General features: G+C 66.2%; 22 protein-coding genes and 4 tRNA genes. 10 read left to right on the top strand and 16 right to left on the bottom strand.

Going from position 1 to position 22461, the window contains the following annotated elements; translation table 11 throughout:
• Window positions 1-7 precede the first annotated feature (7 nt).
• The gene (locus tag U0025_RS12190; protein WP_004207663.1) at window positions 8-490 is read right to left on the bottom strand and encodes a response regulator; all 483 of its coding nucleotides are present in this window, start codon (window positions 488-490) and stop codon (window positions 8-10) included.
• 174 nt (window positions 491-664) lie between these two features.
• On the opposite strand from U0025_RS12190, the gene U0025_RS26120 reads away from it, so the two are divergent.
• Together U0025_RS26120 and rsmD are read left to right on the top strand one after the other, a co-directional pair.
• A complete protein-coding gene (locus tag U0025_RS26120) occupies window positions 665-2155 on the top strand; it encodes a pseudouridine synthase (protein WP_004207664.1) in 1491 nt (496 codons plus the stop codon).
• Entirely contained in the window at window positions 2152-2706 is a 555-nt protein-coding gene (rsmD, locus tag U0025_RS12200) for a 16S rRNA (guanine(966)-N(2))-methyltransferase RsmD (protein WP_004207665.1), read from the top strand. The genes U0025_RS26120 and rsmD overlap by 4 nt, the downstream gene beginning before the upstream one ends.
• A gap of 15 nt (window positions 2707-2721) precedes the next feature.
• On the opposite strand, the gene U0025_RS12205 is transcribed toward rsmD, so the two are convergent.
• Complete coding sequence (locus tag U0025_RS12205) at window positions 2722-3168, bottom strand: globin domain-containing protein (RefSeq protein WP_004207666.1); 447 nt, start codon at window positions 3166-3168, stop codon at window positions 2722-2724.
• A 107-nt stretch (window positions 3169-3275) separates the two neighbouring features.
• On the opposite strand from U0025_RS12205, the gene U0025_RS12210 reads away from it, so the two are divergent.
• A complete protein-coding gene (locus U0025_RS12210; RefSeq protein WP_004207667.1) occupies window positions 3276-3770 on the top strand; it encodes an Rrf2 family transcriptional regulator in 495 nt (164 codons plus the stop codon).
• On the opposite strand, the gene U0025_RS12215 is transcribed toward U0025_RS12210, so the two are convergent.
• Both U0025_RS12215 and U0025_RS12220 read right to left on the bottom strand, forming a co-directional pair.
• Window positions 3727-4068 (bottom strand): hypothetical protein, encoded by a 342-nt coding sequence (locus tag U0025_RS12215; protein ID WP_004207668.1) that lies wholly within the window; start codon window positions 4066-4068, stop codon window positions 3727-3729. The genes U0025_RS12210 and U0025_RS12215 overlap by 44 nt on opposite strands.
• A 108-nt stretch (window positions 4069-4176) precedes the next feature.
• Entirely contained in the window at window positions 4177-4572 is a 396-nt protein-coding gene (locus U0025_RS12220) for a GFA family protein (protein ID WP_004207669.1), read from the bottom strand.
• 113 nt (window positions 4573-4685) lie between these two features.
• Between U0025_RS12220 and U0025_RS12225 the strand changes: the two genes are divergently transcribed.
• Complete coding sequence (locus U0025_RS12225) at window positions 4686-6962, top strand: ATP-dependent helicase (protein ID WP_004207670.1); 2277 nt, start codon at window positions 4686-4688, stop codon at window positions 6960-6962.
• A gap of 354 nt (window positions 6963-7316) precedes the next feature.
• On the opposite strand, the gene U0025_RS12230 is transcribed toward U0025_RS12225, so the two are convergent.
• From U0025_RS12230 to U0025_RS12245, 4 genes are all read right to left on the bottom strand, one after another.
• Window positions 7317-7392: transfer RNA gene (locus U0025_RS12230), tRNA-Ala, on the bottom strand.
• 71 nt (window positions 7393-7463) lie between these two features.
• Window positions 7464-7539: transfer RNA gene (locus U0025_RS12235), tRNA-Ala, on the bottom strand.
• A 73-nt stretch (window positions 7540-7612) separates the two neighbouring features.
• Window positions 7613-7688: transfer RNA gene (locus U0025_RS12240), tRNA-Ala, on the bottom strand.
• 88 nt (window positions 7689-7776) lie between these two features.
• Window positions 7777-8115: a TIGR02300 family protein gene (locus tag U0025_RS12245; RefSeq protein WP_004207671.1), complete on the bottom strand. Its 339-nt coding sequence runs from the start codon at window positions 8113-8115 to the stop codon at window positions 7777-7779.
• Window positions 8116-8291: 176 nt separating this feature from the next.
• Here U0025_RS12245 and aroA point away from each other — a divergent pair, with 176 nt between their 5' ends.
• From aroA to U0025_RS12270, 5 genes are all read left to right on the top strand, one after another.
• On the top strand, window positions 8292-9602 hold the full coding sequence (gene aroA, locus U0025_RS12250) for a 3-phosphoshikimate 1-carboxyvinyltransferase (RefSeq protein WP_174320766.1): 1311 nt from the start codon (window positions 8292-8294) through the stop codon (window positions 9600-9602).
• On the top strand, window positions 9599-10228 hold the full coding sequence (locus tag U0025_RS12255) for a (d)CMP kinase (protein WP_004207673.1): 630 nt from the start codon (window positions 9599-9601) through the stop codon (window positions 10226-10228). Before aroA ends, U0025_RS12255 begins: the two co-directional genes overlap by 4 nt.
• A 175-nt stretch (window positions 10229-10403) precedes the next feature.
• Window positions 10404-12116, top strand: coding sequence for a 30S ribosomal protein S1 (rpsA, locus tag U0025_RS12260; RefSeq protein ID WP_004207674.1), 1713 nt, complete (start codon window positions 10404-10406; stop codon window positions 12114-12116).
• 180 nt (window positions 12117-12296) lie between these two features.
• Window positions 12297-12587, top strand: a complete 291-nt coding sequence (locus U0025_RS12265; RefSeq protein WP_004207675.1) for an integration host factor subunit beta — start codon at window positions 12297-12299, stop codon at window positions 12585-12587.
• A 47-nt stretch (window positions 12588-12634) separates the two neighbouring features.
• Window positions 12635-12720, top strand: a tRNA-Leu gene (locus U0025_RS12270).
• Window positions 12721-12738: 18 nt separating this feature from the next.
• Here U0025_RS12270 and U0025_RS12275 read toward each other — a convergent pair.
• A complete protein-coding gene (locus tag U0025_RS12275; RefSeq protein WP_004207676.1) occupies window positions 12739-13038 on the bottom strand; it encodes a hypothetical protein in 300 nt (99 codons plus the stop codon).
• 196 nt (window positions 13039-13234) lie between these two features.
• Between U0025_RS12275 and U0025_RS12280 the strand changes: the two genes are divergently transcribed.
• Entirely contained in the window at window positions 13235-15019 is a 1785-nt protein-coding gene (locus U0025_RS12280; protein ID WP_004207677.1) for a cation:proton antiporter domain-containing protein, read from the top strand.
• 259 nt (window positions 15020-15278) lie between these two features.
• On the opposite strand, the gene U0025_RS12285 is transcribed toward U0025_RS12280, so the two are convergent.
• The 7 genes from U0025_RS12285 to U0025_RS12315 all read right to left on the bottom strand — a co-directional run bounded on the left by U0025_RS12285 (window position 15279) and on the right by U0025_RS12315 (window position 22410).
• On the bottom strand, window positions 15279-16220 hold the full coding sequence (locus U0025_RS12285; RefSeq protein WP_004207678.1) for a glutaminase: 942 nt from the start codon (window positions 16218-16220) through the stop codon (window positions 15279-15281).
• A gap of 154 nt (window positions 16221-16374) precedes the next feature.
• Window positions 16375-16881 (bottom strand): DUF2306 domain-containing protein, encoded by a 507-nt coding sequence (locus U0025_RS12290; protein ID WP_004207679.1) that lies wholly within the window; start codon window positions 16879-16881, stop codon window positions 16375-16377.
• A gap of 42 nt (window positions 16882-16923) precedes the next feature.
• Window positions 16924-17496 (bottom strand): nucleoside 2-deoxyribosyltransferase domain-containing protein, encoded by a 573-nt coding sequence (locus U0025_RS12295; protein WP_004207680.1) that lies wholly within the window; start codon window positions 17494-17496, stop codon window positions 16924-16926.
• A gap of 23 nt (window positions 17497-17519) precedes the next feature.
• On the bottom strand, window positions 17520-20174 hold the full coding sequence (gene alaS / locus U0025_RS12300; protein ID WP_004207681.1) for an alanine--tRNA ligase: 2655 nt from the start codon (window positions 20172-20174) through the stop codon (window positions 17520-17522).
• A gap of 68 nt (window positions 20175-20242) precedes the next feature.
• Entirely contained in the window at window positions 20243-20527 is a 285-nt protein-coding gene (locus U0025_RS12305) for a barstar family protein (protein WP_004207682.1), read from the bottom strand.
• Between the two features lie 10 nt (window positions 20528-20537).
• Window positions 20538-21797 (bottom strand): M24 family metallopeptidase, encoded by a 1260-nt coding sequence (locus tag U0025_RS12310; RefSeq protein WP_004207683.1) that lies wholly within the window; start codon window positions 21795-21797, stop codon window positions 20538-20540.
• Entirely contained in the window at window positions 21784-22410 is a 627-nt protein-coding gene (locus U0025_RS12315) for a glutathione S-transferase family protein (RefSeq protein WP_323156732.1), read from the bottom strand. The genes U0025_RS12310 and U0025_RS12315 overlap by 14 nt, the downstream gene beginning before the upstream one ends.
• Window positions 22411-22461 lie beyond the last annotated feature (51 nt).

Below are 22461 nucleotides of genomic sequence, written 5' to 3' on the forward strand. Positions count from 1 at the left end.
CCCGGCGTCAGGCGATCTCGGCGAACAGCTTCATGCCGCGCGGCTTGCGTGGTGGCGCGCGACCGGCCAGCACCGCATCGACCACCGCGATCGCCGCCAGCAGGTCGCGCGGGGCGAAGGGCTTGGCGAGACAGCCGACCGCCAGCGATCGCGCATCGGCGGGACAGGCACCGGTGACGAACAGCACCGGCAATTGGCGCGCATGGGCATGACGCGCGACCTCTATGCCGCAGCGCCCACCGCGCAGATTGATGTCGGTGACGACCAGATCGACCGATCCCATATCGATCACGCGGGCGGCGTGGGTGTGGCTGTCGACGGTGGCGGCGATGCGATAGCCTGCCTGGGACAGGATATGCTCATGGTCGAAGGCGACGAGCGGTTCATCCTCCACCACCAGCACGCTGCGAATGGCGTTGCGCGGCGCACCTGCCCCGTCTCTCGCTCCGTCCCTGGCGGTGTCGTCCCCTCTGATTCGCCCGAAAAACATTTGCTGTCCTGCCCCGTTTCCGCCATGCAACCGACCAACGCCGCGCCCCGGCGCCGGGTTGCGCCCGGCCGGGGCTTTGCCGTTCACATGGACGGCGCTATGGCACCGTTCATCATATTGCACATGCCGCCCTGATATGGGGATGGCCACCCGTCACGAAAAGGAATGCATCAAGTGGAACCGCCAAAAAAATCTGGTCCGCCGCGCCGGTCAGGTCCGGGCGGTCCCAAGCGTCCCTCCGGCCCCGGATCGCGTGGCGGCGCCGATCGCGGCACTGGCCGTGGCCCCGCCCGATCGGACGCCCGATCGGACAGTCGCAACGAAGGTCGTTTTGACAGCCGGAGCGAAGGCCGTCCGGGCCGCCCCGCCCCGCGTGGCGAGCGCCCCGATCGCAATGGCCCCGGCGAGGCCCGTGGCAATCGCTTCGGCGAAGGCCGTGGCGAACGCGGCGAAGGTCGCGGCGCCCGCCCCGATCGCAGCGCTTCGGGCGAAGGCCGTGGCGGTCGCTTTGCCGGAAACCGCGAAGAAGGCCGTGGCGACCGCCCGGCCCGTGGCGCGCGTCCCGATCGCAACGCCACCGGCGAAGGCCGTGGCCGCTTCGGCGAAGCGCGCGGAGAACGCAGCGAGCGCCCGGCCCGTGGCCGTCCCGATCGCGCCGCCCAGCCGGATCGCGCCGAACGCCCCGCCCGCAGCGGTCGCCCGGTCGAAGGCCAGCGCCCCGAGCGCGCCGCCGCTGGAGATCGCCCCGCCCGCGCGCCCTTTGGCGATCGTGCCGCCCGTCCCGCTTTCGGTGACCGCCCGGCCCGCCCGCGCCCCGAAGGCCGCACGCCCGGCACATCCTATCCGCCGCGCCGCCCCGGCAGCAAGAAGCCGGCTGCACCCCACACCGCCAACCCGCACCCGGCCCGCGCCGCCGCGGAAACCAGCGGCAAGGGCGAACCCCAGCGCATCGCCAAGCTGCTCGCCCGCGCCGGCATCGCCTCGCGCCGCGAGATCGAGCGGATGATCGAGGAAGGCCGTATCGCCAGGGACGGTGTCACGATCGACACCCCCGCGACGCTGCTGACCTCGCTCCATGGCGTGACCGTCGACGGTGATCCGGTCGCTGCGCCGGCCCCCGCGCGCCTGTTCCTGTTCCACAAGCCGACCGGCTTCCTCACCACCGAGCGCGACCCCGCCGGGCGGCCGACCATCTACGACATCCTGCCCGACGACCTGCCGCGGCTGATGCCGATCGGCCGGCTCGACATGAATACCGAGGGGCTGTTGCTGCTCACCACCGATGGCGAGTTCAAGCGCGAGATGGAATTGCCCTCGACCGGCGTGCCGCGCACCTATCGCGCCCGCGCCTTTGGCGAGGTCAGCCAGCAGCAGCTGGAGGATCTGTTCGACGGCATCGAGATTGACGGCATCCAATATGGTCCGATCGAGGCCAATCTGGAACGGCGCACCGGCCGCAACCAGTGGATCGAAATGACCCTGACCGAAGGCAAGAACCGCGAAGTGCGCCGCGTGCTCGAACATTTCGAACTCAAGGTCAATCGCCTGATCCGCACCAGCTACGGCCCGTTCGAACTGGGCGAACTGGCCGGCGGCGCGGTCGAGGAAGTGCGCCAGCATGATCTGGTCGCCTTCCGCAGCAGCCTGAAGAAAGCACAGAAATGAGGATCATATCGGGCCAATGGCGCGGCCGTCCGCTGGTCGCGCCCAAGGGCGACGCCACCCGTCCCACCGGCGACCGCACGCGTGAGACGCTCTTTTCGATGCTGGCGAGCCGGCTGGGATCGTTTGAGGGCCTCGCCGTGGGCGACTTCTTCGCCGGATCGGGCGCGCTGGGCTTTGAAGCCCTGTCGCGCGGCGCCGGCTCCTGCCTGTTCGTCGAGCAGGACAAGGCGGCGATCGACGCGATCCGCGCCAATGGCGACAAGCTCGGCCTGCGCCCCGACATTCGCCAGACCAGCGTGCTCTCGCTCGGCCCGACGAAGACGCCGCTCGACCTCATCTTCATGGACCCGCCCTATGACACCGGTGCGGGCCAGGTCGCACTCGACAAGCTGGCGCGCCTGGGCTGGACCAGCCCGGCCACCTGGATCAGCATCGAAACCGACCGTCGCGAGGACGTCGCGGTCAAGGGCTTCATCGTCGACGCCGTGCGCGACGTCGGCAAGGCGCGCCTCACCCTGCTCCGCGCAGAGGATAGCGCGCCCGCCGCGTAACGATCAGGCGAGATATCAGGCGGCCTCCGCGTAGGCCGCCTGTTCCTTGCCGATCAGGATATCGGCCAGGAAAGTATAAGCTTCCGCCCAGGCGGCCAGCACTTCATCGGTCGCCACTTCTTCGCCCAGCACCTCGCGGATGGCGGGCAGCAGGGCGGCCGCCACCTTGGGATAATGGTCCGGCTGCACGCCCGTATCGACATGGCGCTGCACCATGCGCGCAATCGCGCCGTCCAGCGCCTGCAACTTGTCGACATTCTCCGCAAAGCCCAGGATCGCCGCCGCCAGCCGGCGCGGCTGCTCGCCGCTGGCCTGCGCCGCCTGATCGAACATGTCCTTGATCGACGCATCCTCGAACAGCCGTGCATACATGCGGGTGGTGATCTCGACGCCATGACGGCGCAGCGCCGGGCCGGTCGCTTTCACGATGGCGATGGTTTCAGGGGACAGATTTTCGCGCATGACAGGCTCCTTATCGGGGACTCGATAAGATCCATTTAATATGCATCTTTTAAGATGTAAATTGAATATATGTTTAAGACGGTCTACGCGCAGGATAGGAGGGCGCGATGCAATTGACCCGCCACACCGATTATGCGCTGCGCGTGCTGATCCATCTTGCCGCCGTGCCGGGCGGACGGGCGACGATCCCGGAAATTGCCGATGCCTATGGCCTGTCGCGCAATCATCTGATGAAGGTGGTGCATGGCCTGGGCCAGAGCGGCTTCATCCGCACCCAGCGCGGTCGCGGCGGCGGCTTCGCCCTCGCCGCCGATCCTGTCGATATCCGCATCGGCGCGGTCGTGCGCCATAGCGAACCGGACATGGCGATGGCCGATTGCGCGTCCTGCGCGATCCGCCCGGCCTGTGGCTTGTCGGGCATATTGGCACTGGCGGTCGGCGCCTTCCTGACCGTGCTGGACGGCTATAGCCTGGCCGACGCGGCGCGTGACCGGGCTGGCCTCGCAGCGCTCATCGCCGCCCTGCCCGGCCCTTCAGCCGCCGATCCCAATCCAGATCTCAGCCCGGCCTGCGCATCCTCTTCTTCGCCTCGCCCGGATTGACGCAACCGTCCTGCACGCCCTTGCCGCAGACCGGATAGGCCTTTGCCTCGGTCGGCGGCGGCGTCATGTTGCCGCCGACCGTCACCGGATTGGCCGCCGTGCCCACCGGCGCGGCCGGATCGCGCGGCACGTCCGCAGGCGCCGGCACCATGCCCGTCTCGGCCGGCACCGCGCCGGTCGGCTGCGCGGCATTGGGATCCTGCTTCTGGGCCGGCGGTGACATCGGCTGCGCCCCGGCCTGACCGGGCATCGCCGCCATCGACAGGGCGGCAAAGCCGGCGATCATGATGATCTTCATCGGGTTGGTCCTTCTACTCCTTGCCCCGAGCAAGGGAGAAACCGGCCGCCCCGCGTCCCTGTTCCGCGTCAGCGACGAACCGTGCCGCCGCTGACGCCGGCCGCGCGCTCAGTCCGACGGGTATCGATCGAACCGGGGCAGGTCATGCGCCGCCGCCATCCACGGCGCCGCCTCGGCATATTGGACATGCACCGCCGGCGGAAAGGCGCTCTGGTCGTCCAGCGTCGCGCTCTGGATGTCGATCATGCCGGGAAAGACCGTCGGGTTGGTGTAGAACAGCCCGGTGCCACAGGTGCCGCAGAAATGGCGGGTCGCATTGTCCGACGACTGGTAGGTGACCGGATCGCCCTCTATCGTCACCTTGTCATGCGCGAACAGCGCCCAGCCGACCATCGGCGCACCCGCGCTCATCCGGCAATCGCTGCAATGGCAGAGCGCGCTGTAAACCGGCTCGCCCTCCGCCGCATAATGGATCGCCCCGCACTGGCACCGCCCCGTCACCATCATCTTGCTCCATTCGCATCTTGCGTGATTCCCTTTTTGTTCTCATAGATTGCGTCCCGCTGCAAGGCCATCCGCCCTTGCCCCCGCAACCACCCATCCCTAGTTGATCGCCCATGACCGTGCCTGCCCCCTCTCCCAATGACCCGCCCTATCTGAAGGGCCTCAACGAACCGCAGCGTCAGGCTGTGCTGACCACGGAGGGGCCGGTGCTGGTGCTGGCCGGCGCGGGCACGGGCAAGACCGCAGCGCTTACCGCCCGCCTCGCCCATCTGGTCGCGACCCAGCGCGCCTGGCCCTCGGAAATCCTGGCCGTCACCTTCACCAACAAGGCGGCACGGGAAATGCGCGAGCGTGTCGGCCGGATGATCGGCCCGGCGGTCGAGGGCATGCCCTGGCTTGGCACCTTCCACGCGATCGCCGCCAAGATGCTGCGCCGCCATGCCGAACTGGTGGGCCTTCAGTCCAATTTCACCATCCTCGACACCGACGACCAGTTGCGCCTGATGAAACAGTTGATCCAGGCGGAGGGGATTGACGAGAAGCGCTGGCCCGCCCGCCAGCTCGCCGGCCTCATCGACCAGTGGAAGAATAAGGGCCTCACCCCGGAGGAAGTCGGTGCCGGCGAGGCCGAGGGCTATGCCCATGGCAAGGAGCAGAAGCTGTACGCCGCCTATCAGGCCCGTCTGCGTGAAGTGAATGCCTGCGATTTCGGTGACTTGCTGCTCCACTCTCTCACCATCTTGAAGCGCCACCGCGACGTGCTGGAGCAATATCAGCAGCGCTTCAAATATATCATGGTGGACGAATATCAGGACACCAACTCCAGCCAGTATCTCTGGCTGCGGCTGCTCGCCCAGACCCGCAAGAATATCTGCTGCGTCGGTGACGACGATCAGTCCATCTATTCATGGCGTGGCGCAGAAGTCGCCAATATCCTGCGGTTCGAAAAGGATTTTCCGGGCGCCGTGATCGTCCGGCTGGAACAGAATTACCGCTCCACCCCGCATATTCTGGGCGCCGCCTCCGGGGTGATCGCGGAAAATGGCAATCGCCTGGGCAAGACCCTATGGACCGACATCGGCGTCGGCGAAAAGGTGCGCGTGCTCGGCGTGTGGGACGGGCCGGAGGAAGCCCGCCGCGTCGGCGACGAGATCGAGGCGATCGCCCGCGCCGGTGGATCGCTCGACGAGGTCGCGATCCTCGTCCGTGCCCAGCACCAGACCCGCGAATTCGAAGATCGCTTCATCCAGATCGGCCTGCCCTATCGCATCGTCGGCGGCTTCCGCTTCTATGAGCGCGCCGAAATCCGCGACGCGCTCGCCTATCTGCGCCTCGTCAACCAGCCGGCCGACGACCTGGCGTTCGAGCGGATCGTCAACGTGCCGAAGCGCGGCCTGGGCGACAAGGCGGTCGAGAAGCTGCACCGGCTGGCGCGCGCGGAGGGCATTCCCCTAGCCCTCGCCGCCGCCCGCATCCTCGACACCGACGAACTGACGCCTCAGGCGCGCCGTGCGCTCGGCGCCTTCATCGGCGATCTCGCCCGCTGGCGCGATCGCGCCGCACAACTGCCCCATGCCGAACTGGCGCGCCAGATATTGGACGAGAGCGGCTATACCGCCACGCTCCAGGCCGAACGCACCACCGAAAGCGCCGGCCGCCTCGAAAATCTGAGCGAACTCACGCGCGCGATGGAGGAATATGAGACACTGGGCGCCTTCCTCGAACATGTCAGCCTGGTCATGGACAATGAGGCGCAGCAGGACGAGCAGAAGCTCACCATCATGACCATCCACGCCGCCAAGGGGCTGGAATTCGACAATGTCTTCCTCGCCGGCTGGGAGGAAGGCATCTTCCCCTCGCAGCGCGCGCTGGACGAAGGCGGGCTCAACAGCCTGGAGGAGGAACGGCGCCTCGCCTATGTGGCGATCACGCGCGCGCGCAAGCGCTGCACCATCCTCCATGCCGCCAATCGCCGCATCTATGGCCAGTGGACCAGTAGCATCCCCTCCCGCTTCGTCGGCGAATTGCCACCCGAACATGTGGATGAGGAAAGCAGCATGTCCGGCGGCGCCTCGCTCTGGCGCGCCAACTGGTCCGAACGGGACGATCCCTTCGCCAATGTCGCGCGCGGCTCGTCGCGCGGCCCCGGCTGGCAGCGCGCCCAGACCAGCGGCCAGTTCAGCCGCGAACCCGTGCGAATCGTCGAAGCCCGCACCTCCGCCGTGTCGCTCGGCAACAAGGGCCGCGACGATGTGGCCGTCGGCCAGCGCGTCTTCCACCAGAAATTCGGCTATGGCACGATCGCCGCGATTGAGGGCAACAAGCTGGAAATCGACTTCGAAACCGCCGGCCGCAAGCGGGTGATGGACAGCTTCGTCACGCTGGCCTGAACGGCGTTGCCCCGTCCTCATTCGCAAAAGCAGGAATGGCCTAAGAGGGTGGCTTACGGCCATTCCTCCCCGGCACGGGAGGGGGACCGCTCGCGCAGCGAGTGGTGGAGGGGCACAGGCCGGATAGCGCAGCGTTAATAGGCTCCTGCCCCTCCGTCAGGCGCTCCGCGCCTGCCACCTCCCCGTGCCGGGGAGGAATGACTGCGATTGGTCATCAGCCGTCAGAACCCGACATCGCCATTGCAAGCGTAGTGAAATTTGCCACCAACCGACACCGCAGCCAGCCCGACCGAATCCGAAGGCCATCAACGCAATCCCATGGGTTGCGTGTGCATGATGCTATGTGAAGAAAAATGGTGGAGCCTAGCGGGATCGAACCGCTGACCTCCTGCATGCCATGCAGGCGCTCTCCCAGCTGAGCTAAGGCCCCATCCTGATACGGCGCGAACCGCGTCCCGATGGATCAGACCATGTCCGGCAAAAGCCGTCGGCCGAAAAAATTGGTGGAGCCTAGCGGGATCGAACCGCTGACCTCCTGCATGCCATGCAGGCGCTCTCCCAGCTGAGCTAAGGCCCCATCCTGATACGGCGCGAACCGCGTCCCGAATGGATCAAACCATGTCCGGCACAAGCCGTCGGCCGAAAAAAATTGGTGGAGCCTAGCGGGATCGAACCGCTGACCTCCTGCATGCCATGCAGGCGCTCTCCCAGCTGAGCTAAGGCCCCGTACCATCTTGAGGCGCCGTTGGGTCCGGCGCCCCGGAGGTCGCTGCCTCTAGGATCAGGCGATCCCGTTGGCAAGCAGAATTTTCACTTAATTGTCGTCGTCGCCGTCATCATTGCCGGCATCGACGCCCAGGTCGTCATCGCCGCCCAGATCGACGTCATTATCCGGCGAATCGCCGTCATCATCGACGTCCAGATCGATGTCCAGATCATCGTCCGCCGTCTCCAGCTCGCCATCGGCCGTTTCCACGACCTTCTTGGGCGCGGCCTCTTCATAGGGCAGCGGCTGCTTCGACTTCAGCACCGGCTCAGGCTCCCAGGCGGCGCCGCAGTTGATGCAGGTCACCGGGTCATCCTTGCCCAGGTCATAGAAGCGAGTCGCGCATTTCGGGCAGGTCCGCTTCGTGCCCCATTCAGCCTTCACCATGTCCGGCCTGTTCCTTCTTCGATGCTCAAACAGAAATCACGCGGCGCGACGGAAGTCGGCCACGAAACGTCGGGCGCCTTGCCATAGCGAAACCGCGCTGTCAAAAGCCGGGCGCATTTTTTCGGTTCCAAGATGATGGATACCCCGTGACGAGCCATAATGACCAACCCAGCCCGATGACCTTCACCACCGCCCCTGCCCTGTCCGGCAGCGTCGCGGTTCCGGGCGACAAGAGCATTTCCCACCGTTCGCTGATGCTGTCCGCCCTGGCCGTGGGCGAAAGCCGGGTCGAAGGCCTGCTGGAGGGCGAGGATGTGCTGGCCACCGCGGCCGCGATGCGCGCGATGGGCGCCGACATCCAGCGCGACGAAGACGGCATCTGGCATATTCATGGCGTCGGCGTCGGCGGCCTGCTCCAGCCGCAGGAAGCGCTCGACATGGGCAATAGCGGCACCTCGACCCGCCTGCTGATGGGCCTGGTCGCCAGCCATGGCATCACCGCCACCTTCGTGGGCGACGCATCCCTCAGCAAGCGCCCGATGGCGCGCGTCACCGAACCGCTCTCCCGCGTCGGCGCCCGCTTCACCACCAGCCCCGGCGATCGCCTGCCGCTGACCATGACCGGCGCCTGCCCGGCCGTGCCGCTCGACTATGTCCTGCCGGTCGCCTCGGCCCAGGTGAAGTCGGCGATCCTGCTCGCCGGCCTCAACACACCCGGCATCACCCGCGTGGTCGAGCCGATCCCGACCCGCGACCATAGCGAGCGCATGCTCAAGGGCTTCGGCGCCGACCTTGATGTCGAGGTCCAGGCCGACGGCACCCGCATCATCACGCTCAAGGGCGAGGCCGAACTCAAGCCGCAGAATATCGTCGTGCCGGGCGACCCCTCGTCGGCCGCCTTCCCGATGGTCGCGGCGCTGCTGGTGCCGGGGTCACAAGTGACGATCGCCAATGTCGGCCTCAATGCCACCCGCGCCGGCCTGATCGACCTGCTGCGCGAAATGGGCGGATCGATCGAGATCATCAACGCCCGCGAAGTCGGCGGCGAGCCGGTCGGCGACCTGGTCGTCACCGCCTCCGCCCTCAACGGCGTCGAGCCTGATCCCGCCCGCGCGCCCAGCATGATCGACGAATATCCCGTCGCCTTCGTCGCCGCGGCGTTCGCGCATGGCCGCAGCATCTTCCGTGGTCTCGACGAACTGCGCGTCAAGGAATCGGATCGCATCGCCACCATGGCCACCGGCCTGCGCGCGATCGGCGTCACGGTCGAGGAACTGGAGGATGGCATCATCATCGAAGGCAGCGGCGGCCAGCCCCTGGCCGGCGGCGGCCCGATCGCCACCAAACTCGACCACCGCATCGCCATGAGCTTCGCGGTCGCCGGCCTGGTCTCGCGCGATGGCGTCACCATCGACGACATGCGCCCGGTCGCGACCAGCTTCCCGACCTTCACCACCCTGCTCCAGACGCTGGGAGCCATTGCATGATCATCGCCGTCGACGGCCCCGCCGCGTCGGGCAAGGGCACGATCGCCAAGGCACTGGGGCGCCATTATGGCCTGCCGGTGCTCGACACCGGCCTGCTCTATCGCGCCGTGGGCCTGTCCGTGTTGAAGAATGGCGGCGACCCGGATCATCAGGCCGACGCGCTGGCCGCCTGCGGCTTCGACGACGCCATCCTGGCCGATCCGGCGCTGCGCAGCGAAGCGGTCGGCAGCCTCGCCTCGCGCGTGTCGGTGCATCAGAGCGTGCGCGACGCACTGGTCCAGCGCCAGCGCGACTTCGCCACCCAGCCGGGCGGCGCCATCCTCGACGGGCGCGACATCGGCACCGTGATCGCGCCGGATGCCGACGCCAAGATCTTCGTCACCGCCAGCGTCCATGTCCGCGCCGAACGCCGTTTCAAGGATGCCCAGGCCCATGGCGGCGCGCCCGACATGGACAGCCTGATCGCCGACATCCAGGCGCGTGACACCCGCGACATGAGCCGCGACCATGCCCCGCTCAAGGTGGCCGATGGCGCCGACTTGCTAGATACCAGCAATTTGACTATAGACGCCGCCGTCCAGAGGGCCATCGCGCTTGTGGACGCCCAGCTTGAAGGTCGCCCGTAGGCGTGCGACCCGATAAGGCGCGCGGAAATTCCGGGCGCCCTTTTCGCTTTTCCAGGCTTGGCGTTCCAACGCCCAACCCCTTGGATACGCAGGCGGTATTCGGCCGCATGCGTGGTTTGGCCAAAGACCATCGGACACAACCGATTGGCCAGCAATGATGAGTGAAGGACCAACCATGGCCTCTACGGCATTCCCCTCGCGCGACGATTTCGCCGCGCTTCTCAATGATTCTCTCGGTGGCGAAGACGGCGGCTTTGAAGGCCGCGTCGTAAAGGGCACCGTCACCGGCATCGAAAACGACATGGCGCTGATCGACGTCGGCCTGAAGTCGGAAGGCCGCGTGCCGCTGCGCGAATTCGCCGCTCCCGGCCAGAAGGCTGACCTCAAGGTCGGCGACGAAGTCGAAGTCTATGTCGACCGCGTCGAAAACGCCCATGGCGAAGCCATGCTGTCGCGCGACCGCGCTCGCCGCGAAGCCGCCTGGGACAAGCTCGAAGCCGAGTTCACCGAAAGCGCCCGCGTCGAAGGCGTCATCTTCGGCCGCGTCAAGGGTGGCTTCACCGTCGACCTCGACGGCGCCGTCGCCTTCCTGCCCGGCTCGCAGGTCGACATCCGCCCGGTTCGCGACGTCACCCCGCTCATGGACATCCCGCAGCCCTTCCAGATCCTCAAGATGGATCGCCGTCGTGGCAACATCGTCGTGTCGCGTCGCGCCATTCTGGAAGAAACCCGCGCCGAACAGCGCTCGGGCCTGATCCAGACCCTGGCCGAAGGCCAGATCATCGAAGGCGTCGTCAAGAACATCACCGACTATGGTGCGTTCGTTGACCTGGGCGGCATCGATGGCCTGCTGCACGTCACCGACCTGTCGTACAAGCGCATCAACCACCCGAACGAGATGATCAACATCGGCGACACCGTCCGTGTCCAGATCATCCGCATCAACCGCGAAACCCAGCGCATCAGCCTCGGCATGAAGCAGCTGGAAAATGATCCGTGGGAAGGCGCCGCCGCCAAGTATCCGGTCGGTGCGAAGCTGTCGGGCCGCGTCACGAACATCACCGAATATGGTGCGTTCGTCGAACTGGAGCCGGGCATCGAAGGCCTGGTCCATGTTTCGGAAATGTCCTGGACCAAGAAGAACGTCCACCCCGGCAAGATCGTTTCGACGAGCCAGGAAGTGGAAGTCATCGTTCTCGAAGTCGATCCCGAGAAGCGCCGCATCTCGCTCGGCCTCAAGCAGGCCCAGTCGAACCCGTGGGATTCGTTCGCAGAACGTCACCCGATCGGCTCGACCGTCGAAGGCGAAGTCAAGAACGCGACCGAATTCGGCCTGTTCATCGGCCTGGACGGCGACGTCGACGGCATGGTCCACATGTCGGACATCGCCTGGGGCATCTCGGGCGAAGACGCGCTGGCGCTGCACCGCAAGGGCGAGACGGTTCAGGCCGTCGTTCTCGACATCGACGTCGAGAAGGAGCGCATCAGCCTCGGCATGAAGCAGCTTGAGCGTGGCGGTCCGGCCGCCGGCGGCACCACCGCCGCTGCTGCCGGCCTGAACAAGAACGCGATCGTCACCGTGACCGTTCTGGAAGTTCGCGACGGCGGCCTGGAAGTCCAGGCCGGCGAAGATGGCGCCACCGGCTTCATCAAGCGCAGCGACCTGGGCCGCGACCGCGACGAACAGCGTTCGGAACGCTTCCAGATCGGTCAGAAGTTCGACGCCATGGTGACCGGTTTCGACCGCGCCAAGAAGCCGACCTTCTCGGTCAAGGCGATGCAGATTGCCGAAGAAAAGCAGGCTGTTGCACAGTATGGCTCGTCGGACAGCGGCGCGTCGCTGGGCGACATCCTGGGCGAAGCGCTCAAGGCCAAGAACGAAGGCTAATCCCTTCCTTCCTGCCAACAGGCAAAAAAAGCCCGCCGGAACCCAGGTTCCGGCGGGCTTTTTCATGCCCGTCCACCACTTCCTTGCCCTATCGAAACGATTTCGTTGCTCCCCGATTGTCAACAGCTTTCCAATTGTTTATAAATGTCGGCAGGGGAAATTAGGGGTGCTGGAGGAACTATGATCCGTTCTGAACTGATCCAGAAACTCGGCGAAGAAAATCCGGGCCTCAGCCTGCAGGAAGTGGAAAGGATCGTCGATCTTTTCTTCCGCGAGATTGTCGATCGCCTGTCGAGCGGCGGCCGGGTCGAACTGCGCGGTTTCGGCGCCTTCACCACCCGCGCCCGCGATGCCCGCACCGGCCGCAATCCCCGCACCGGCGAACAGGTGCCGGTCTCGGCCAAGCGCGTGCCCTATTTCAAGCCGGGCAAGGAAATGCGCGAACGGCTGAACGGCAAGGCCGCCGACTGATCAGCCCCTTGACCTGCCGCGCCTGAGCCTTCAGGGGAAGGCGCAGCGCGGACGTGGCGAAATCGGTAGACGCAGCGGACTTAAAATCCGCCTCCCCCTGGGAATATGGGTTCAAGTCCCATCGTCCGCACCAGGCGGCTTTTCTCGACAATTAGAAATCGGCGCTGATCAGCGCCAGGCGATCGAGCGCCAGCATTTCCCGGCGGGTCGGATGTTCGGGATCGTCGGCGCCCAGCCACAGCCTGACCAGTTGCCCCTCTTCCATCCGCGCCAGTTCGGACGCAATCTCGACATCGGCGGTGGGGCTCATGCTGCGGCCGCATCCGCGGGCATTGATCTGCGCCGCAAGGGCGGCATTCTTGCCGGCCAGGGCCTGCTCGACCCTTGCCCAGATCAGGATATCCCCGGCACTGATCGGCGCATCTTGCAGCGGCGCAGCCATCATTCCCATCACCATTCGTCCATAGCAAATCCGACCGCCCTTCTAGCGCCGCCGATTTTGCGTCGGGATGTCCGGAAAATTACAGGCCGGTAACGCAAATGTCACATCGCCCCGCGCCCGCCCGAGCCCGCCTGTACCGGCGATTTGCCCGGAATTCTTTTGGCAAAAGGCTGGTATTTCCGTGCGCCACCCGCAATGATGCCTCATGACCGATGCAATCAATCCGCAAAGCTTCAGCGACTCCCTCGTCATCCTGGGCGCAGCAGGATTGGTCATTCCCGGTTTCGCCCGCTTCCGCATCAGTCCCGTCATCGGTTTCATCCTTGTGGGACTTGCCGTCGGCCCCGCAGGACTTGGCTCGCTGGTCGGCCAATATCCCTGGCTCTATCATGTCACCATCTCCAACCGGGCAGCGATTGAGCCATTTGCCGAACTGGGCGTCATATTATTGCTCTTCTCCATAGGTCTGGAACTGAGCTTCCGGCGATTGTGGAGCATGCGCGCGCAGGTGTTCGGCGTCGGCGCGACCGAATTGCTGGGCAGCGCCGCGCTCATTGCCATGGGCCTCTATCTGCTGGGCCAGCCGACCGCCGGCGCGATCGGCCTCGGCCTTGCCCTTGCCCTGTCCTCCACCGCCGTGGTGCTGCCGATGGTCGGCACCCAGAGCGCGGTCGGCCGCTCCGCCTTCTCGATGCTGCTGTTCGAGGATCTGGCGCTGGTGCCGATCATCTTCATGCTCGGCGCGCTGGCGCCATCGGTCGCGACCAGCCCGGACGCCGCCTGGAACGAACTGGCGACCACCCTGCTCAAGGGCGGCCTCACCATCGCGGTGATGCTGGTCTTCGGCCGCATCTTCCTGCCCCATATCTTCCGTCAGGCGGCGCGCACCAAGAGCCCGGAAGTCTTCCTCGCCGCCAGCCTGTTGGTCGTCATCCTCTCCAGCCTCGCCACCTCGATAGCCGGCCTGTCGCCGATCGTCGGCGCCCTGCTCGCAGGCCTGCTGATCGCGGAGACCGACTATCATGGCGAGGTCGAGGTAATGACCGCGCCGTTCAAGGGGCTGGCCCTCGGCGTCTTCCTCATCACCGTGGGCATGAGCCTCGACCTGCGCGTCATCCTCGCCAACTGGCCCAGCCTGCTGCTCGCCGTGCTGGGCGTCGTCGTCGCCAAGACGCTGGTCACCGGCCTGCTTCTCTATTTCTCGGGCGTGCGCAAGGGCGTCGCGCTGGAAGTCGGCGTGCTGATGTCCAGCCCGTCGGAAACCACGCTGATCGTGCTGTCGGCGGCGGCGGCGGCCAAGCTGATCCTCCCCTCCACCGCCGCCTTCTGGCAGATCGTCACCGCCATCGGCCTCACCATCACGCCTTTGCTCGCGCGCTTCGGCCATGACATCGCCCAGCGGCTGGAAAATGCCATTGGCGAGGAACGGGTCGAGACCGAACCGGACCAGACCGAGGCGGCGGCCGTCGTCATCGGCTTCGGCCGCGTCGGCCAGATGGTCTGCGACCTGCTCAAGACCCATGGCCAGCGCTTCATCGTCGTCGAATCCGACCCCGATGTCGTCGCCGAGGCCCGCCGCCTGGGCTATCCGATCCTCTTCGGCGACGTCGCGCGGGCGGAAATGCTCGACCGCCTGCGCCTCGGCCATGCCCGCGCGCTCATCCTGACGATGGACGATCCGGTCCTGTCGGTGCGCGTCACCAAGCGGGTGCGTGGCTGGGTGCCCGACCTGCCGATCATCGCCCGCGCCCGCGACGCCGATCATGCCGCCCAGCTCTACAAGGCCGGGGCCAGCGACGCCGTGCCCGAAACGCTCGAAAGCTCGCTGCAACTGGCCGAAACCGCGCTGGTCGACCTCGGCGTCGCCATGGGGCCGGTGATCGCCTCGATCCATCAGGCGCGCGAGGATCTGCGCGTCGGCATCAAGGAAGCTGCCCAGCTCCAGTCCGCCCCCCGCCTGCGCCGCCTGCGCCAAGACGAAGTGCCCTGAGGCGCTAGGGCTTTCCTATTTCGCCTGTCTCTGTTCTATCCTTGCCGATGGAACGCACGCACCACATCGCGGCTGATCGGCAGTGACTGTTGCGTCGCTGTCGCCTGGCTGTCGCTTCCCTGTCGCGTCGAAGGCGCGTGGCCGTGACCCGATTGTTACGTCACTGTCGCGTCGGTGGCGCGTGGCAGGCGCGTTTCCGGTGCAAATGGCCCAAATCCATGCTGACGACACTGTGAACTTCGACTGTCGCGTCGCCGCGTCAGCCCTGATGCACTTCGGGCGGGCTGAACACCGACCAGCCGGTCCGCCGCGCCAGCATCTCCAGCGCTTTGGTGCCCAGCGCACTGTTGCCGCTGGTGTTGAGGCCGGGCGACCAGACTGCGATCGCCGCGCGGCCGGGCACGATCGCCAATATGCCGCCGCCCACGCCCGACTTGCCGGGAATGCCGACCCGGAACGCAAAATCGCCCGACGCATCATAATGGCCGCAGGTCAGCATCAGCGCGTTGATGCGCCGTGCCCGGCTGGGCGACACGACCCGTCCGCCCTCGGGATGCCGCCCGTCGAGCATCAGGTAACGCCCCGCCAGCGCCAGTTGCCGGCAGTTCATCTCGATCGCGCATTGATGGAAATAGCTGCCCAGCACCAGATCGACCGGATGACGGACATTGTTGAAGGCGCGCATGTAATTGGCGAGCGCCATGTTGCGATAGCCGGTGGCGGTTTCCGACGCGGCCACCTCCTCATTGATGCGGATCGCGTCGTCGCCGGCCAGATAGCGCACGAAACGCAGCATCTCGCCGATCGCCACGCGCGGCTGATGCCCGCCCAGATTGACATCGGCCACCACGATCGCCCCGGCATTGATGAAGGGATTGCGCGGGATGCCATGTTCCTGCTCCAGCTGGACGATGGAGTTGAAGGCATTGCCCGACGGCTCACGCCCGACCCGGTCCCACAGCTGGTCGCCGACCTTGCCCAGCGCCAGCGTCAGCGCGAACACCTTGGAAATGGACTGGATCGAAAAGCCGGTGTCAGCGTCGCCGCCGGTCAACAGCCGCCCGTCGGCGGTGGCGATGGCGACCCCGAACTGGCCGGCATCCACCTTCGCCAGTTCGGGGATATAGCTGGCGACAGTGCCCCGCTCCGTCTCCCTGGCCATCGCGGCCACGATATCGTCGATCAAAGCTGTCAGATCCATGGCAGCCTCTTAGAGCCTGTTTCAAAAATCGCGAAAGGGCGATTTTTTGGGTACGGTACCAGCCCGCGCCCCCGCCCAACCACCCGATCCAGTGTCATCCTGTCGGGTGGTTGGGCGGGGGCGCGGGCTGATACCGGCTTTCTCAAACGGCGATTCAGCCAAACAGCCAGTGGCCCAGCATCCGGTCGAACGGGAAGGTGAAGAAGCCGGCGATCAGCAGCGCGCCCGTCACCATGCCGCGCACCGACCGACGGTGGCGCTTGAGGTCATGGCGCCGCGCAGACAGCACGATGATCGGCACCTGGATCAGGGTGAAGATCGACAGGATATGGATGATGCTGAACCGGCCACCCGGTCCGTGCAGCAGGAAACTGTCGAGCGCGGTCAGGAACAGCGCGCCGCTCCACACCCAGCCCAGCCAGCGATGCCGCCCGTCGCCGCGCCGCCGCAACAGCATCACCGGCGTCAGCGCCAGCGCGACCAGGATCGTCAGCAGATGGAACCAGACCAGGCCCGGCACCTGCCCCCACTGCCCATGCCCCCGCCCGATCGCGGTCAGCACCACGGCGAGCAGGATGACGGACGCCACCGCCAGGACGCGTTCATAACGGTCGGGCGCAATCCCCTTGGGCTGCGACGATGTGCTTGCAATGCTGGCCATATATCCCCCTGAACCGCACCCTGTCAGGCGCGCAGGGGCGGGTCAATTGGCTGCGGACAGCGCCCTGTTGACCGCGCCGATGCGCCGACGGACCACGGCGGTCAGTTCCTCGATCGTCGACACCTGTTCCACGCCATAGCGGGCGGCAGTGATGTCGACATTGCCCTTGCGCCAGAAGCCGTCGGGACACAGCACGATCAGCTTTCCGCCGCGCGCATGCAGGCCCATTTCCAGCAGGCTGACCGGGCTCTGCGTGCCCGGTGCCAGATAGAGGATGATGATGTCGGCGCTGTCCAGTGCGGCCAGTTCCCATTCCACCTGCTGGCGAAAATGGGGATCGCTCGCTTCGGGCTTCCAGGCCGGGTTCCAGTCCGCCCGGCGCGGGTTCAGGATCGTCACCTTCTCGTCGGCCAGCGCCGCGATCATGTCGCGCTGCCAGTCGGTCGCCTTACCCATGTCGATGCTGCCGCCCAGGAACAGGCGCGCGCGATCATGCGCGGCCGGCAAAGGCGCGGGCGAGGTGATGGTCACCGCCTCACCCGCCCGCGCCGTCATCGGCAGGGCGAGCAGACAGGATGCAAGGATCAGGCGCAGCATAGGGACGTCAAGGCGCACCGGCGGCGCGCCTTCCCATCGCGTCAGGCCGGAACGCTGGCGAGCGCGGCCTTGACCGCGTCGATCGCGGCCTGCGCCTTGTCGCCATCGGGGCCGCCGCCCTGGGCCATGTCGGCACGGCCGCCGCCGCCCTTGCCGCCCAGCGCCTCGACGCCCGCACGGACCAGATCGACCGCGCTAAAGCTGCCGGTCAGGTCGTCGGTCACGCCCACCGCAATGGTCGCGCGGCCATCGACCACGGCCAGCACCGCCGACACGCCGCTGCCGAGCGTCTTCTTGTTGCCGTCGACAATGCCGCGCAGTTCCTTGGGGTCGAGGCCGTCGATCACCTGGCCCAAAAAGTCGACGCTGCCGACCTTCTCGGGACCGGCCGGCTTGGCCGAACCGCCACCGCCCAGCGCGAGCGCCTTCCTGGCCTCTGCCAGTTCCCGCTCCAGCTTGCGGCTCTGCTCGACCAGCGCGGCGATGCGCGCGGGCACCTCTTCCGGCGTGGTCTTGAGCGCCGCCGCGGTCTGGCGCAGCTTCTCGTCGCGCTCGACCAGCCACAGGCGCGCCGCCTCACCGGTCAGCGCCTCGATCCGGCGCACGCCCGAGGATACGGCGCTTTCCGACACGATCTTGAACAGCGCGATGTCGCCGAGCGCGCGGACATGGGTGCCGCCGCACAGTTCGACCGAATAGCTATGGTCGTCGCCCTTACCCATCGAGAGGACGCGAACCTCGTCGCCATATTTCTCGCCGAACAGCGCCATCGCGCCGGCGGCAATCGCGTCGTCCGGGGTCATCAGCCGGGTCATGACCTCGTCATTATGACGGATCTGCGCGTTCACATCGGCCTCGACCTTGGCGATCTGCGCCTGGGTCAGCGCCTCGGGATGCGAGAAGTCGAAGCGCAGGCGGTCGGCCGCGACCATGCTGCCCTTCTGGGTGACATGGCCGCCCAGTTCCTTGCGCAGCGCGGCATGGAGCAGATGGGTGGCGCTGTGATTGGCACGAATGCGATCGCGGCGCTCGACATCCACCGTCAGGTTGACGGTGTCGCCAACCTTGACGCTGCCCGCGCTGATCACCGCCTGATGCGCATGCAGGCGGCCGAGCGGCTTGGACGTGTCGGCCACCTCGGCCACCAAGCCGCCCAGCGTGGTGATCGTGCCAGCATCGCCATTCTGACCGCCGCTCTCGCCATAGAAGGGCGTCTGGTTGGTGATGATCGTCACCTTGTCGCCGGCCGACGCCGCATCGACCCGCGCGCCATCCTTGAGGAGGGCCAGCACTTCGCCCTCGCCCTTGGTCGAGGCATAGCCGATGAACTCGGTGCTGCCGAGCGTTTCGGCGATGTCGTACCAGATCTCGTCCGACGCCTTCTCGCCCGATCCCTTCCAGGCGGCGCGCGCGGCGGCCTTCTGCTCGGCCATGGCGGCGTCGAAGCCGGCGCGATCGACCGACAGTCCCTGGGTGCGCAGCGCATCCTCGGTCAGGTCATAGGGGAAGCCATAGGTGTCATAGAGCTTGAACGCAGTCTCGCCCGGCAGGGTCGCGCCCTCGGCCAGATCGGCGGTCGCCTCGTCCAGCAGCTTGAGGCCGTTTTCCAGCGTCTTGCGGAAGCGGGTTTCCTCGCGCAGCAGGGTTTCCTCGATCAGCGGCTGGGCGCGGACCAGTTCGGGATAGGCGCCGCCCATTTCCGACACCAGGCTCGACACCAGGCGATACATCAGCGGATCCTTGGCACCGATGATGTGCGCGTGGCGCATGGCACGGCGCATGATCCGGCGCAGCACATAGCCACGGCCTTCATTCGCCGGCAGCACGCCATCGGCGATCAGGAAGCTGGTCGAGCGCAGATGGTCGGCGATGACGCGGTGGCTGGCCTGGAATTCGCCGTCGGTCGCGGTGCGGGTCAGCGCCCCGCTCTCTGCGATCAGCGCCTTGAACGTGTCGATGTCATAATTGTTGTGGACGCCCTGCATCACCGCGGCGATGCGCTCCAGCCCCATGCCGGTGTCGATCGAGGGCTTGGGCAGTTCCGAAACAATCTCGTTGGCTTCCTGCTCATATTGCATGAAGACGAGATTCCAGATCTCGACGAAGCGATCGCCATCCTCTTCCGGCGATCCGGGAGGGCCACCCCAGATATGGTCGCCATGGTCGTAGAAGATTTCCGAGCAGGGACCGCACGGGCCGCTGTCGCCCATCGCCCAGAAATTATCCTTGGTCGGGATGCGGATGATCTTGTGATCGGGCAGGCCCGCGATCTTCTTCCACAGGTCGAACGCCTCGTCGTCCGTGTGATAGACGGTCGTGGTCAGCTTTTCCGCAGGCAGGCCCCATTCCTTGGTCAGCAGGCTCCAGGCATGATGGATCGCCTGTTCCTTGAAATAGTCGCCGAAGCTGAAATTGCCCAGCATTTCAAAGAAGGTGTGGTGGCGCGCGGTATAGCCGACATTGTCCAGATCGTTGTGCTTGCCGCCGGCGCGAACCGACTTCTGGCTCGACGTCGCGGTCTTGTAGGGGCGCGTTTCCAGACCGGTGAAGACATTCTTGAACGGCACCATGCCGGCGTTCACGAACATCAGCGTCGGGTCGTTGTGCGGCACCAGCGGCGCGGACGGAACGATGGTGTGGCCATTGGCCCCGAAATAATCGAGGAAGCTGCGGCGAATGTCGTTGGTCGAGGTCATGCGCGCGATTTAGTGGGAAGCGGCCCGCCGCACAAGCGGGGGATTTGGTCGCGATGTCACAACCCTGTTCAGATCAATTGCAGCGTGACCTCCACGCCATAGTCACGCCGGGCATCGGCGAACACAGTTGTTACCCGCGCCATGAAGTCTGCCATCTCGGCCGACAGGTTGTCGATATTTGCTATCGTCACAGTGAAGGGCGGCTCAACGGCGTTAATGTCGCCCAACAAACTGTCATATAGGGCATCCAGATTAAGACCATGCCATTCGGGCGCGCCCAGTCGCGGCAACAGCGCGAGATAAAAGTCCAATGGCTTTGCCCAGCCGGAAGCATCAAGTTCAATCAGCTGCATGGCCCGTCGCTTACCCCATCGGTTCCTCGATCGACATCGGCGGCCTGGAGAACCATTGCGGCCCCTGCGCGGTCATGTGGAAGCAATCCTCCATGCGCACGCCCATCGTGCCGGGCAGGTAGAGGCCCGGTTCGTTGGAGAAGCACATGCCGACGTCCAGCTTCGTCGTCTCGCCATGGACGAGGTTGACCGGCTCATGCCCCTCCATGCCGATGCCATGGCCGGTGCGGTGGGACAGGCCGGGCAGCTTGTAGCCGGGGCCGTAGCCCAGTTTCTCATAATAAGCGCGAACCGCGTCATCGACGGTGCCGGCCGCCACGCCCAGCTTCGCCGCACGGATCGCGACCTGCTGGCCCTGCGCCACCTCGTCCCACAGCTTGCGCTGCTGCGCCGTGGGCGCGGCGCCATAGACGAAGGTGCGGCTGATGTCGGACTGATAATCCTCGACGGTGCAGCCGCAATCCATCAGCACCACCTCGCCCGCGCGCACCGACTGCGGCTTGCCCGAGCCATGCGGATAGGCGGCCGCTTCGCCGAGCAGGATCAGGTTGAACTCGCCCTTGCCGCCCAGCGCGCTGGTCGCCGCGCTCATCAGCGCGCCGATATCGGCCGGGGTCATGCCCGCCTTCACCTGCGGATGGGTCCAGCGATAGGCGCCCATGGTGACATCCGCCGCCTTCTGCATCAGCGCGATCTCGGCCGCCGTCTTGCGCATGCGGATGGCGCGGGTCACCGGGTCTTTCGCCAGGGTCGCGGCGGGCAGCGCGGCCTTCAGCCCATCGACCGCGAAATAGCGGACCGTCTCCTCGATGCCGATCCGCCCCTTGTCGAGGCCCTGCGCCTTCAGATAATCGGCGATCGGCGCATAGGGGCTTTCATGCTCCTGCCAGACGCGAACCTCGGCCGGAATGGCGAGCGATTCGTCGATCGAGGGCTTCTCGAAAAAGGGACAGACGACCAGAGGCGTGCCGCTGGCCGGAATGACCAGCGCGGTCAGCCGCTCGGAACGCCACCAGCGGATGCCGCTATAATAGATGAGGCTCGCGCCCGGCTCGACCAGCAGCGCGTCGATGCCCTGCGCCTGCATCATCTTCTGCGCCCGCGCCAGCCGGTCGGCGCGCTCGGCCTTGCCGATCGGGGTGACGTCGCGGGTGATCGACTGAAGCGCCTCGACCGCCTTTTCCTGCGCGAACAGGCGCGGGCTGACCAGCGCGGTGGCAACCCCGGCAGCGGCATAGCGAAGCAAGGTGCGGCGATCAGGCGTAAGCATAATGTCCCCCGGTGCGCAGCGCGGCCTGATAGGCGGGCCGCGCCTGTATTCTCTCCAGCCACCCGATCAGATGCGGACGCGATTCGTCAAGCCCGCCGCGCGCCCGCGACGCCTCGATCGGAAAGCTCATCATCATGTCGGCAGCGGAAAAGTCCGGTCCGGCGAAATAGGGCCGGCTTGCCAGTTCGCTTTCCAGCCAGTCGAGATGATCGTCCAGCATCCCCTGAACCGTCGGCCGTGCCGGTCGGCCAAGCAGGCCCAGCTTGCCGACCACCAGCAGGGCCATCAGCGGCGGCATCATCGATCCTTCGGCATAATGGAGAAACTGGCGCCAGCGGATCGCGCCCTCTGCATCGGCCGGCGCGCCGAAGCGACCACCGGCCCGCGCGACCAGATATTCCATGATCGCCCCGGTCTCGATCAGCCGATGGCCATCCACCTCCACCACCGGCGACCGGCCGAGCGGATGGATGGCGCGCAGAGCGGCGGGTGCCCGCATCGTCTTGCGGTCCCGCTCATAGCGGCGCACGTCATAAGCCTCGCCCAGTTCCTCCAGCAGCCACAGGATGCGCTGCGAACGACTATTGTTCAGATGATGGACGATGATGGTCATGGCGCCTCTCCCCTGCTGCGACCCGATCAGGGCTAACGCAGCATGGGAAAG

This window comes from Sphingobium yanoikuyae, assembly GCF_034424525.1.
Lineage (GTDB): Bacteria > Pseudomonadota > Alphaproteobacteria > Sphingomonadales > Sphingomonadaceae > Sphingobium > Sphingobium yanoikuyae.